Origin of the sequence: Bradyrhizobium sp. 23 (assembly GCF_023073295.1) — a bacterium.
GTDB lineage: Bacteria > Pseudomonadota > Alphaproteobacteria > Rhizobiales > Xanthobacteraceae > Bradyrhizobium > Bradyrhizobium canariense_D.
The window spans coordinates 174081-185648 of sequence record NZ_JADPJF010000042.1; the positions used below are offsets into that span (position 1 = coordinate 174081).

At 59.0% G+C, this 11568-nt stretch carries 13 protein-coding genes, 1 tRNA gene and 1 pseudogene; 8 read left to right on the forward strand and 7 right to left on the reverse strand.

Translation table 11 applies throughout. The features are described from left to right. From IVB32_RS10565 to IVB32_RS10580, 4 genes are all read left to right on the forward strand, one after another. On the forward strand, positions 1-2587 hold a 2587-nt coding region (locus IVB32_RS10565; protein WP_247410321.1), incomplete at its 5' end, for a hypothetical protein. Next, complete coding sequence (locus tag IVB32_RS10570) at positions 2574-3212, forward strand: hypothetical protein (RefSeq protein WP_247410324.1); 639 nt, start codon at positions 2574-2576, stop codon at positions 3210-3212. The genes IVB32_RS10565 and IVB32_RS10570, both read left to right, overlap by 14 nt. 65 nt (positions 3213-3277) lie before the next feature. Then, positions 3278-3973, forward strand: coding sequence for a hypothetical protein (locus IVB32_RS10575; RefSeq protein WP_247410326.1), 696 nt, complete (start codon positions 3278-3280; stop codon positions 3971-3973). A gap of 2 nt (positions 3974-3975) precedes the next feature. Next, entirely contained in the window at positions 3976-4218 is a 243-nt protein-coding gene (locus IVB32_RS10580) for a hypothetical protein (protein ID WP_247410328.1), read from the forward strand. Positions 4219-4550: 332 nt separating this feature from the next. Here the strand turns inward: IVB32_RS10580 and IVB32_RS10585 are convergent, their stop codons facing one another. Together IVB32_RS10585 and IVB32_RS10590 are read right to left on the reverse strand one after the other, a co-directional pair. After that, complete coding sequence (locus IVB32_RS10585; protein ID WP_247410330.1) at positions 4551-4823, reverse strand: DUF2285 domain-containing protein; 273 nt, start codon at positions 4821-4823, stop codon at positions 4551-4553. A 594-nt stretch (positions 4824-5417) separates the two neighbouring features. Next, the gene (locus IVB32_RS10590) at positions 5418-5651 is read right to left on the reverse strand and encodes a helix-turn-helix transcriptional regulator (protein ID WP_247410332.1); all 234 of its coding nucleotides are present in this window, start codon (positions 5649-5651) and stop codon (positions 5418-5420) included. Between the two features lie 110 nt (positions 5652-5761). Here IVB32_RS10590 and IVB32_RS10595 point away from each other — a divergent pair, with 110 nt between their 5' ends. Beyond that, entirely contained in the window at positions 5762-6037 is a 276-nt protein-coding gene (locus tag IVB32_RS10595) for a hypothetical protein (RefSeq protein WP_247410334.1), read from the forward strand. 92 nt (positions 6038-6129) lie between these two features. Here IVB32_RS10595 and IVB32_RS10600 read toward each other — a convergent pair whose 3' ends face one another. Next, positions 6130-6399 (reverse strand): helix-turn-helix transcriptional regulator, encoded by a 270-nt coding sequence (locus tag IVB32_RS10600; protein ID WP_247410336.1) that lies wholly within the window; start codon positions 6397-6399, stop codon positions 6130-6132. Between the two features lie 83 nt (positions 6400-6482). On the opposite strand from IVB32_RS10600, the gene IVB32_RS10605 reads away from it, so the two are divergent. Both IVB32_RS10605 and IVB32_RS10610 read left to right on the forward strand, forming a co-directional pair. After that, entirely contained in the window at positions 6483-6782 is a 300-nt protein-coding gene (locus IVB32_RS10605) for a hypothetical protein (protein WP_247410339.1), read from the forward strand. Beyond that, positions 6769-7962, forward strand: a complete 1194-nt coding sequence (locus tag IVB32_RS10610) for a hypothetical protein (protein WP_247410341.1) — start codon at positions 6769-6771, stop codon at positions 7960-7962. Before IVB32_RS10605 ends, IVB32_RS10610 begins: the two co-directional genes overlap by 14 nt. Before the next feature lie 39 nt (positions 7963-8001). On the opposite strand, the gene IVB32_RS10615 is transcribed toward IVB32_RS10610, so the two are convergent. The 4 genes from IVB32_RS10615 to IVB32_RS10630 all read right to left on the reverse strand — a co-directional run bounded on the left by IVB32_RS10615 (position 8002) and on the right by IVB32_RS10630 (position 11129). Continuing rightward, positions 8002-8078, reverse strand: a tRNA-Asp gene (locus IVB32_RS10615). Positions 8079-8237: 159 nt separating this feature from the next. After that, positions 8238-8441 carry a hypothetical protein gene (locus tag IVB32_RS10620; RefSeq protein WP_085384802.1) on the reverse strand — a complete coding sequence of 68 codons (204 nt, stop codon included), beginning with the start codon at positions 8439-8441 and terminating at the stop codon, positions 8238-8240. 141 nt (positions 8442-8582) lie between these two features. Next, positions 8583-9878 carry an MFS transporter gene (locus IVB32_RS10625; protein WP_346659038.1) on the reverse strand — a complete coding sequence of 432 codons (1296 nt, stop codon included), beginning with the start codon at positions 9876-9878 and terminating at the stop codon, positions 8583-8585. Positions 9879-9938: 60 nt separating this feature from the next. Next, positions 9939-11129 carry an aromatic ring-hydroxylating dioxygenase subunit alpha gene (locus IVB32_RS10630; RefSeq protein WP_247369885.1) on the reverse strand — a complete coding sequence of 397 codons (1191 nt, stop codon included), beginning with the start codon at positions 11127-11129 and terminating at the stop codon, positions 9939-9941. Between the two features lie 180 nt (positions 11130-11309). Here IVB32_RS10630 and IVB32_RS10635 point away from each other — a divergent pair. Beyond that, positions 11310-11568, forward strand: a pseudogene (locus IVB32_RS10635) (MarR family transcriptional regulator); the annotation flags it as partial.

The window sequence follows — 11568 nt, forward strand, 5'->3', positions numbered from 1 at the left end:
GCGGGCGTTGTCCGCCGACGCGGCTTGGATCAAGCTGAGCAATTCTCTTGACCCAGTCGCCAAGAGCCAGGCTGAAATCGAAAAGGGCACTCGCACCCTTAACGATGCTCTGGCTCAAGGCGTCATCACACAGGAAAAATATAACCAAAACCTAGCTCTCCTAAAAGAGAAGTACGGCGAGGTTGGAGCCGCCAACGACAACGTCAAGGAAGGCTTCAATAAGACCGGCATCGAAGCCGCGAGTGTCGCGAACCATTTGAAGCAAGCCGCAGAAGCTGCCTACGTGCTGTCCCCGGCGTTCCGCGGGCTCGTGAACGCGGGTGTCGCTACGGGAGTCACCGCGATCGGCGCCGCGGCTGCAGCTACCACCACAGGCATTAACGCACTAGGCGCGGCGACTGTCACCGGGGCCGCTGCTATTGCGCGACTCGGGCCGGGGTTTGCTCCGGTAGCCGGGGCCGTAACTGCGGCAGGATCAGCCATGGCCGGGTTCACTGGATTTACTGGCCTTGCTGGTAGCGCCGTGCTTGGTCTCACCGGCCGGTTGCTTTCATTCACCGCTGCGATGTTGCGTGTGGCCGGTCCTATCATGCTCGTGCTTGACGCAATCAAGCTGATCGAATTCGCTTGGTCGTCTGCCGGCGAGAAGCTGGAACAGTACAGCACGATTTCAAAAGACGCTCTGTCCGTTGGCGTTACGCCAGAGTACATGCAGCGACTTGGCCAAAGCTTTCAAGATGCAGGCGGGAAGATTTCAGATGCTACGGACCTACTCAAAAAGTTCAACAGCGTAAGCAATGACAAGTTAGGCGGCAGCGAGCTTCAAAAGAAGATTGACTCGCATATTGATGCCGGCAATCTCGACAAGAACAGCGGCGTCGATAAGTTCAGCGACGCAATCGGTACAGAGCAGAAATATCGTGCCGTTCTCGATTTGCTGAAGCAGATGACGGACGAAGGTAAGAAGCTTGCGGCTCTCGATATTGCCGCAACGTTTGCTTCGCCAGATCAGTTGGAAGCCTTCAGACAGAACAGCGACTACTTCTTGCAGATGCAAGAGGCTGCCGACAAGATCGCGACGACGAAGCTTGTTAATCAAAAAGACATCGACGACGCAACCGCGCTTAAGAACCGTTACGACGACGCGGTAAAAATTCTGTCGGAGCGATGGATTCCATTTCAGGAAACTATCACAGCTGGCGGAATGGCGTTGCATCGCGCGTGGGTTACGATCGTCGAAGATATTGCGGCGGCTCTTAGCGGACTGGAAAAGTTCGCCAACAAAATCGCGAGTATAGAAATCCCCGGCTGGCTCAAGGCTGCCTGGAGTGCTTCTGTAAATGCACTAGTCCCGGCGCCATTCAAGATCGCGGGCCAGCTTGGTGGCGCCGTTGCGGATCACCTGAACGGACCTGACGCACCTAGTAAGCCGAACTACCCGGCCGGTTTTGCTTCCGGTCTGTCGAATCCGAATACCGTTGCGGCTGCACGAAATCAAACGACCGCGATCTCGGACAAGCTGCGCCCTGACGCCTCTCGTGAATTGAAGCAGGCCACTGAGGCCGCCAATCAATATAACGATGCGGTAGACAGGGCGATCAACACACTTAATAAGCACGTATTGCAGCAAAACGCCGACACCAAAGCCGTTAGCATGGGTGCTGCAGAGTTGGCGCGGTACAGAGCGGAGGCTGCGGAAAAGGCTGCCGTGGAGGCAAATGGCGGAAAGGAAACGGAAGATCAAATTGCCAAATTCGCCAAACTGAAAGACGCGGCTTCGTCGGCTGCCGATGCGTTGGCAAGGGCCCAAGTGGCTTCAGACATCAGCCGCGGTAAGCAACTCATGTTTGCTTCTGAAGAAGACGTGAAAATTGCTAACCAGCTTAAGAGCATCTACGGCGACGACATCCCGGCAGCGTTGAATTCGGCAGAGGCTGCGACGATACGTTGGCAAGACGCAATGAAGGGTGTTGTTGGCGACATCAAAAGCGCAGCCGGTGCATTCGCAAATAATTTCGTTAGCGGAATTATGAGCGGCAAAAATGCAATGGACGTTCTTAAGAGTTCCGTACAAGACTTAGGCAAAAGCATCACGTCGGCGGGCATCAACAACATTATCAAAGACCCGACTAGCCCTGTCGGCTACATCGAAGCGGGCGTGGGCCTACTCACCCAACTCTTCGGCGGCGATGACGAAGAAGAGAAGAAACGAAAAGAAGAAGAGAAGAAGCGCCAAGACCAAATCCAAGCTAACAGAGATGCGCAAGCACAGCGACAAGCTGACTTTACGCTTCAGGCTCAGTTGGCCGGCATTAATACCAATACGACGGCAGGTCAAATTCAAGCGTTCGATTTGCAAGCGAACAAGCAGCGCGCCGACGAAATGAAGGCGGGTGGCTACGCGATCGTTGAGCTTGAAAGAAAGCTTGCTGTCGAAAGGCAGTCGATCGTGGACAAGGCCAATCAAGCCGTTCTCAAATCGTACCAAGACTTTTTGGATTCGGTGAAGACGGGCAGCTTGTCGACTTTGTCGCCTGAAGATCAATTGAAGTATGCACAGAGCATGTTCAACAGTGAATGCTGCTAAGGCGGCCACTGGCGATCAAGACGCTATCTCGAAGGTCACTAGCGACGCTCAAACGCTGTTGCAGTTGGCTAAGGCGTTCTACGCTTCGTCGACCGGGTACGGGGACATCTACAAAACCGTAATCGACACAGTCAACGGGCTGATGAATAGCGCGCTCTACAAGGCACCGACTGATACCGGAATCATTACCTCTGGTAACGCGGACCCCGACCCGCAAGGGACGGCGATGCGTGAGCGAATGGCGCAATGGGCGACCGGTGACACTAGCGGCGCTGGCGACTTTGCCAATGCGCTTGGTTACGCAAGCGGAGGCGTTGTCACCAACGGTGTTTATGGCCGTGACAGTGTAACGGCCAAGCTTGCCGGTGGTGAGTTTGTGACCAAGTCGCAATCTGTGAACCCGGCAACGATGGGCGCACTTCAGCACATCAACCGCACCGGGCGTGCGCCGGGACAGGATAACACTGAAGTTGTTCGTGTGTTGGCTCAAGGCTTCAACGGACAGACAGTCGCAATTGTTGATGCGATTAACGGCCTGTCTGATCGAATGAAAAAGCTGGAAGACACGACTCGGCAAGTTAGCAACCAACGGCGCGTGCCGGGATCAGACAAAAGGGCCGCTTAGGTATCCTTGATGACGCGGAGCGATTAGTCCCGCGTCATCTCACATTTTTTTTGAAGGAATTTCTATTGTCTTTTGTATTAGAGGATCGCGTAAGGGAAGCCACCGCGACGACCGGAACAGGCGCATTCACACTTGCCGGCGCCGTCACCGGCTACAGGTCGTTTAGCTCTGTCATGGTGAACGGCGATACTACTTGGTATGCGTGCGTTCTTCCGGGTGGTGCTTGGGAGGTTGGAGTCGGCACGTGGGTAACTGGAAACACGTTGCAGCGGACCACGGTGCTTCGTTCTTCGAACGCCAATGCGTTGGTGAGCTTCGCTGCTGGCACCAAAGATATTTTCATCGCACAGCCAGCGGTGAAGGCAAATGTCCAGAACAACACGTTCCCTTCTGGAACATTGATGCTGTTTCAGCAAACCAGTGCGCCGGTCTATTGGACGAAGCAGGTCTCGCACAACGACAAGGCGCTGCGTGTGGTGTCCGGAGCGGCCGGGTCTGGGGGCTCTAATGCATTCTCAGCGGCTTTGAACAGCGCGCGGGTGGTCGGGAACACGACCATTACGCAAGCTACGATGCCGTCGCACTCACACAGTTATCTTGTCGGCGCGGCTGCTAACGTCATTCAGAGTAACAACTCGTTTCCGGCACTAACTAACAGCGTTGGTGCAAACACCGGTTCAGCTGGCAGCGACGGCACACACGCGCACGCGTACAATATTGACGTGCAGTTCGTAGACTTAATCATTTGCTCGAAGGACTGAAAATGAGGGTTGTTATTTTTCCGGGCGAGAACCGGGTTAGCGTTGAAGGGATGTCTGAGTCCGTCGACTGTTCGTCGTACGAAGACATCAACGTCGTGCAGTGGTACGGCGATCACGGCGAAATTGAATATTGGAACGGACTCGGGGCTAAAAGGATTCGAATGAACACCACAATTGACGACCTCTCGCCCTTCCAACATTTGGTGGACGCGTGGGAATTGGAGGCTAAAAACAATGTTGCCTGATAAGAAGATCAAGTGCCCATACACGGCTTTCAAAACTTCTTGCTTCGACGGCGTGTCAAAGCACAACTGCCCGAAATGGATTCACGTAGCCGGCACGCACCCGAACACGGGCCAGCCCGTCGACACGTTCGATTGCTCGGACAGGTGGTTGCCCGCGCTGCTCATTGCGGACACACAGCAAGCGCGGCAGACAGGGGCTGCTGTCGAGAGTCTTCGGAACGTTGTTGCTGAGGTAAATGGTTATGTACCTGCCAAGGTGACTTCGCCTCTTACAACGATGGGAGACCATAGCGGTCTGTCAATTGTCTAGTGCCCTGCGCGGTGAGCGCCTGCTACGCGCCGCCGCGCAACCAATGACGGTAGCCGTGATCTGCCAGCCATCTTGCGCGGCTCAAATGGCTCTCGAAAGCAGCACGCGCCCGCATGGGTTCGTGGTCCGGATCAATATGCAGCACGATTCGAGCCACTTCCTTCCAGTCGGCGCCATCTGCAGCGGCGTCGAGAAGGCGCCAGTACATCACCAGATGCTCTTCGTCATAGGACGTGACCGCGGGGTCTGTGGGTGCAGAGGTCGCGACATGCGGGTCAAGGGGCGGTGTTTTCATGTAAATCTCGCAAGGGTGACAAGCGGCCTGTAGTCAGTTCAGAATCCCACCCAGCCTGCCAGATTGTTTCGCAACCACAGGCTGAAGGCAAGCAGGCGTACCCAAGACGGCCACAGATTTCGGCGCCAACCCATTCATTTTAGCGAATTTGGCTACGTCATCGCTCTTGAGGCTGTTCCTTCGGTGCCCCAATCTTTGCGGACTTCGGCACTAAGGAGAGGCACAAATTGCCGCGAACCGGAGTTCGGAGAATGCGACGCTTGAAAAAACCGGCAAGGCTTTTGAGCTACGCCGAATTGGGTTCGGCTCGCGGAATCACGTTTAGCCGGCGACACCTGCGGCGGCTGGAGGATCAAAAGCAGTTTCCGCGTCGGGTTGCTCTAGGCGAAAATAGAATCGGATGGGTAGAGACTGAAATTGACGAGTGGCTTGCGGCAAAGTTGGCAGCAAGAAACGCGTGATCGGCGCAGGCGGCATGAAAGAGAGTCCCAATCCTCACTGGCCGCGGGGGCTTTCGCGCTTGCGGGCCGCTGACTACATCAGCGTGACGCCAAATGCATTCGACCGAATGGTGACTGCCGGGCTACTTGAAGACTAACGCTTCAATTTCTTCAAGCGCACGCCGGGGCCTTCGCCGTTCTCGTCGATAAAGATTACGCCTGCAGTTTCGAGGGCCTTCTGCATGCCGGCGAGGTTGTTCGGCCCAGGTATTCTGCGACCCTTCTCAAAATCGCGGACTGTGCTCTCGCTGAGATTGGAGCGCTCGCCTAGTTGCGATTGAGACCAATCGATCAGCCCCCGGGCGGCTCTGGATTGTGCGGGTGTCATCAGCGTCTCCTAATTATTGGATATCGTCTACCATAAACGCTTTTCGTTTGACATCAGCCAAGATTCGCGCTTTACGTTTATGGTCAACGGAAATCGTTTGTGGGGAGCACATGCCGAAAACGCAAGAGATTAACGTCATCACATTGGCCGCTGAGCGGAAGCGGCTCTGGGACGAATTCAACAGCAGAGAACACGATGACGAAGAGGTTGATCTGCCTCAGTTCGAAAAGATGAACGCCATCGAGGCGATGATTGCCCGAGCTGAATTCGACACGAGCGCAAGCAAGCTGGCCGGTTTGACGATTCTTTTGGAGGAGGATGCCGGTCCAGACTTCGCGGACAACTTCAAGCGGGACTTGTTTTTGCGGATGCAGATGTTCGCGTAAGAGTTTTCATCAGTAGCCGTCAGATCGATCGCTGGCATCTGCCTAGAAGACGTTGTTTGTACTTCATGCTGTCCCGGTATCACCGGGGCGGCTTACCGCTTCTGCTTAACGCCAGTCGGCACGTACGGCCGCGGCGGCCACTTCCGAAACTGCACGCCGGTATCGGTGAAGACGATGCCAGCGCCGGTCAGCTCACTCATGAGGACCGTAAGCGTTCCCTCGTGCGGCTCGTGCTTGCAGTTCTCAAGGTCCGCAATGGTGGCGCGGCGTACGTTGATGCCTTCGGCTAGATAGCCTTGTGACCAGCCAAGCAAGGCCCGAGCTGCCCTAATCTGGGCTGCCAAGAGGGAGAAATCGCGCATTTCTACTATCCAAAAAAGTGCGGTCGTCCTTGACATCGTACAAAATGTACGGTACATAGACAAGTCAATTTGGGTGTCTTCATTTGCAGCACGCGAACGATAATTTCAAAGAAGATTCTATCCGCTTCCCCGTCGCTCCCCGCCTCGTGCCCGCACAGAAGGCGGCGCGGCGGCTGCACCTGAATGAATCGGACTTCCGAGCCAAACTATCCGCTCTGCAGCGCATCGGCTTCCCGGCCGCATGCCCGGTGACGGGCCACTATGATCTGCAGGCCATCGATGCTTGGCTGGATCGACGCGCCGGTCTTGGTGCAACGGCTGGTTTGGCTGTTGATGCACGCGACGTATTCGAGAAGCGGCTGGCGAGCCTTGGGAAACATTAAGCTCAAGCACTACGTACTGCGCAAAGGGAAGCACGGCTACTGGCTTCCCACCGCGAAGATGCGCGTCATGGGGTTTCAGATCGTGTCCTGCGGGCACGACGGCCCGCATGCTTGGGCTATCGCCAAGGAATGGGAGGAGCGTTATCAGCGCGCCCGTAAGGGGCTGGAGAAGCCACCAGCCCATTTCTATCCACCGGATAGTGTGGGCGACGGCTTTGAGCGCTTCCGCCGCAGCAACGAATGGAAGTCGAAGCCGCCTCGGACCCGCGAAGATTGGGACCGTGGCTGGAAATATATCGATCCTGTTTTTGGCGACGTCGATCCAAAGACTGTCACTTTCGAGATGCTGGACCGCTGGTACGGATGGCTCAAGGCCACGAAGGGCAATGGCGAGGCCGGACGCGCGCTAAAGATCTGGAGGGCGCTATACAACGTGCTGGCCGGCATGAAGCTCTGTACGCCCGAGGCCGACCCCTCACAGATCATCCGAAAGGCTGGCGTGCCCGGCCGTACCGAGACGTGGCAAGAGGGCGAGGTTGTTCGCCTGATCAAGGAAGGATGGCGCGCCGGCTATCGAGGGCTGGCCTGTATCATCGCCATTGCGTGGGATACCGGCTTTGCCCCAGTGGACGCCCGCACTCTGACACCCGCTCAGGCCGTTACCAGCGGCGCCGACATGGCGTTTACCAGCGATCGGGCCAAGACCGGCGAGCCAGCCATAGGTACGCTCACAGCCCGCTCACAGCGGCTTGTCGAGGCCTACGTTGCCGATCTGGACTATGAGCTGCACGACGACGCGCCGATCTTCCGGACCAAGGGCTTCAAGCCGACTGGCAAGGGCGGTCGTCCTCGTCTCCCGGTTCCATACACCAAGGACTCGCTGATCGACGATTTCGCGGACCTGCGCCGGGCCGTTTTCGGCAAGGGCGAGATGCGCCGACTCATGGACATGCGCAGGACAGGTGCGGTCGAGGCGAACGCCGGAGGAGCGCCGGTTGAGGCTATTGCCGCCAAGATGGCCAACAGCATTGACCAAAACCGGAAGCTGCAGAAAACGTACATGCCGGTAAACATCGCGGCGGTGCGGGCTGCGGATGAGGCGCGCAAAATAGGCCGGCGCTTGCTTGGTTCTGAACAGAACAAGCTCAGAAAGTTGAAACTAGGAGGCGGAAAAAGTTGAAACTGGATGGGGGCTATTGCCGCTAAGCCATTGAAATAATGGCGCGAGAGACGGGGCTCGAACCCGCGACCTCCGGCGTGACAGGCCGGCGCTCTAACCAACTGAGCTACTCCCGCGTGGTTCGCTGACAGCGCGCGGAACGAGGGGGACTTAAAGGCGGGGCTGGGTGAAGTCAAGGATGTTGCGCTTCGTCGGCACATCCCGGCTAAGCATTGCTCTGGAAAACGAAAAAGGCCGCCAGGCGGCGGCGTCTGTCAGCCCCGAGCGGGGCGGTGTCAGCGGATCTCCGACGTCCCTGCGCTCGTCACCACCACCGGCTTCCCGGCCTTGATCACATGGGCGGACTGGGCGGTCTGGCTGTAATCGGCATTGGTGCGGGCTGCGATCCCGAAGCCGGCCACTGCAATTCCGGCCACCAGCGCCACCACCACGATCTTCAGGTGGGTCGCACGATCAGCAGAGTGGATAGAGTGGTTCATCTGAGCCTCCCGACGGGCTTTGCCGCCGTCTATGGCTCGTCTTGTAAAGACCGTCTGTTTCCGGATGGTTTCGCGGGTTCCGCAAAATGGTTTCATTAATGCGCTCGGTTGGTTTCGCTGGGCTTGCGGCCTGTACCGGCGTCAGGCGGCCGCCCGGCCGATATCGTCCCGGATCGAGCGCGCCGCCCAGACGAACAGGAGTGCCCCCAGCGTGGTCGTGACCGCCGCCGAGAGCAGGGAATAGCGCACCGCGTCGGCGCCGTAAGCGCCCTTCAGGGCATCGTTGACCACGCCCACGGCGAGCGGGCCGAGGCCCTGGCCGAAGCAGGTGGCAGTGAGCGCGATCAGGGCGGAGGCCAGCGCCCGCATGCTCGGCTTGGCGACCGTCTGCGCGATCGCGAAGATCGGTCCGAGATGGAAGCCGACCAGGAACGAGGTCAGCGCCAGCGTGGCCACCATCAGCGCAAAGTCCTGCGTCAGCATGCACAGCGCGAACACCGGGCCGGCAAGGCCCGAGGTGATGGCGGGCGCCCACAGCTTCCAGCGGTCGTCGCAGCGGCTGATCTGCGCCACCACGAAGCCGCCGAGCAGGGTGCCGGCCATGCCGGCGAGACCCTTGAAGGTGCCGGCATAGGTGCCGATCTCCGCGCTCGACAGATGGTGCACACGCGCCAGGAACGGCGGGATCCACGCCGCGGTCGCATAGTTCGTGTAAGTGGTGAGACAGAAGCCGATCAGCACGATGATGAAGCTTCGCTGCGAGGCCAGGAAGCGCAGCGTCGGCCCGAGCGGCTCGGGCACGAAATTCTCCTGCATGGCGCCGCGCTTCGGCTCGGAGATCGTCAGCCACAGGACAATAGCAAGCAGGATGCCGGGCAGGCCCGCAACGTAGAACGCCATCCGCCAGCCATAGTGCTGGTTGACGTACCCGCCCACGAAATAGCCGAGGAATACGCCGAGATAGGTGCCGACGGCGTAGATGCCGAGCGCGCGCGGACGCTCGTTCTTGGCGAAGAGGTCGGCCACGATCGATTGCGAGGCGGGCGAGCCTGCGGATTCGCCGATGCCGACGCCGATCCTCGCCAGCGCCAACGAGGTGACGCTCGAAGCGGCGCCGCACAACGCCGTCATCGCGCTCCAGAACGCGAAGGCGGCGGCGACGATGTTGCGCCGGTTGAGCCGGTCGGCGACGCGCGCGATGGGGATGCCGAGCAGGGAGTAGAACAGCGCGAATCCGAAGCCCGCGAGCAGGCCCATCATGGTATCGCTGAGCTGAAACTCCTTCTTGATCGGCTCGATCAGCACGTTGAAGATCGTGCGGTCGAGGAAGTTCAGCGCGTAGATGATCGTGAGCAGGCCTAGCACGTAATAGCGCCGCGCCGAGGGCTTTGCCGTCGCGGCCGTTTGCACCGACATTTGTGACGTCACATCGACCATCGCTTCCCCCAATTAGTCTTTGTTATCGTTGTCGGTCCAGCCCTGATTGGGGCTGGCAGGTCAGCCTTCGCGGATGTAATTCCCCGCTTCGAATTCGACGGGAGGCGCGCTTGCATCGAACGAGATTCCGATCGGATTGCGGCCTGCTTCCATCGCCTCGAGCTGGTCGCTCAGCATGCGTCGGATCATGAGGATGCCGCGGTCGCTCTGGCCGAAATGCTCCTCGGAATGGATGGTCTGCGGTCCCTGGCCGACCTGGGCTTCGTAATCGCCCGGAAATCGCTGATGTTCTTCCTCGGTCATGTCCCACCAGAATTTGCCGTTGAATTTCGAGCGCATGCGACCGATGTCGCCGGCGTTCTTGACGCGGCCGGCGACGTAGATGCGGAACGAGGTGTCGTCGATCGGCAGCGTCCAGCCGATCGACTCGACGCGGGCGAATTGCGCCACGCGCGGGTTTGGCACAACGCGCAAGGTGGGGAGCGCCGCCTCGGTGACGCGGTAAAACACCTTGCCGTCATCCTGCTTGCGGATCGAGCGCACGGCGATCCCGCGCGGCGTCTTGTCGAACGTCACCTCCGGCATCGATGCCATCATGTTGGTGAATTGCGGACCCGAGAACGAGCCGTGCAGCACCGGCACGTGGTAGGGATCGACCACGTTCTCGAAATGCTGGAGCCAGTTGCAGGGGATGATCGCGGGACCACCGCCGCCGATCGAGGAATCGTCGGCGTCGACGAACTCGCCGTCGTCCATGGTCTCCAGGCACTCATAGGCCGGCAGCACCGGGCGTTTCTCGGCGGGGCCCAGATAGGCGAAGATGAGCCCGTAGCGCTCCTCGACCGGATACCAGGGCTGGCGCACCTTGTCCTTGAACTGGCCGCCATCGGGCTCGCAGGGCTGCTCCAGGCAATGGCCCTCCGTGTCGAACTTCCAGCCGTGATAACAGCAGCGGATGCCGTCCTCCTCGACCTTGCCATAATAGAGCGTGGTGCCGCGGTGGCAGCAGCGGGCGTGCAGCAGGCCGGCGCGGCCGTGCTTGTCGCGGAACAGCACCAGATCCTCGCCGAGCGCGCGGACCTTCTTCGGAGTGTCGGTTGCGTCTCTGATGAGCCCGACCGGATGCCAGTAGCGGCGGAGCAGTTCGCCCATCGGCGTGCCGCGCATGACCGAGGTGAGCTCGGTGCGGGTGTGCGCCGGCTTCATCGCATAGGCCGTTCCGAGATCGCGATCCCGCTGCGTGATGGTCATGCTGGTCCTCCCGCAATCGGCCGTACCGGCCGGGCTTTTTTGATGCCTTGTACCAAGTGAAGATTAGATCGATGACAATGTCAACGATTTCCAAATGCCTCTTAATCGCATTCGGATCAGGCTGGGGAGGTCGCGCTACCAAGACTTGGCACGCCGCGGCTTTCTTGGCAGAGGTGGACCATGAGCCAGACATCAGGCAGGGACGGGCGCACATCGTCCGATGCGGACGAAAGTCAGTCGCTGGCGCCGATCACCGTCATGCTGTCGTCGCGGCTGATGGTGCTGGCCAATTTGCTCAAGCGCGGCGCCATCCTGCGCTACAAGCGTCTCGCCGGATTGTCATCGGTCGAGTTCGGCCTGGTCGCCTCGCTTGGCCGGCGGCCGCCGATGAGCGTGGCGCGGCTCGCGGAAGCCGTCGGCCAGGACAAGGGGCAGATCA

Coding starts and splice junctions, on each gene's coding strand:
- IVB32_RS10590 (WP_247410332.1), bottom strand. CDS start 5,651: ATGACACCCGCACAATCCAGAGCCGCCCGGGGGCTGATCGATTGGTCT.
- IVB32_RS10595 (WP_247410334.1), top strand. CDS start 5,762: ATGCCGAAAACGCAAGAGATTAACGTCATCACATTGGCCGCTGAGCGG.
- IVB32_RS10620 (WP_085384802.1), bottom strand. CDS start 8,441: ATGAACCACTCTATCCACTCTGCTGATCGTGCGACCCACCTGAAGATC.
- IVB32_RS10625 (WP_346659038.1), bottom strand. CDS start 9,878: ATGGTCGATGTGACGTCACAAATGTCGGTGCAAACGGCCGCGACGGCA.
- IVB32_RS10630 (WP_247369885.1), bottom strand. CDS start 11,129: ATGACCATCACGCAGCGGGATCGCGATCTCGGAACGGCCTATGCGATG.
- IVB32_RS10585 (WP_247410330.1), bottom strand. CDS start 4,823: ATGAAAACACCGCCCCTTGACCCGCATGTCGCGACCTCTGCACCCACA.
- IVB32_RS10600 (WP_247410336.1), bottom strand. CDS start 6,399: ATGCGCGATTTCTCCCTCTTGGCAGCCCAGATTAGGGCAGCTCGGGCC.
- IVB32_RS10580 (WP_247410328.1), top strand. CDS start 3,976: ATGAGGGTTGTTATTTTTCCGGGCGAGAACCGGGTTAGCGTTGAAGGG.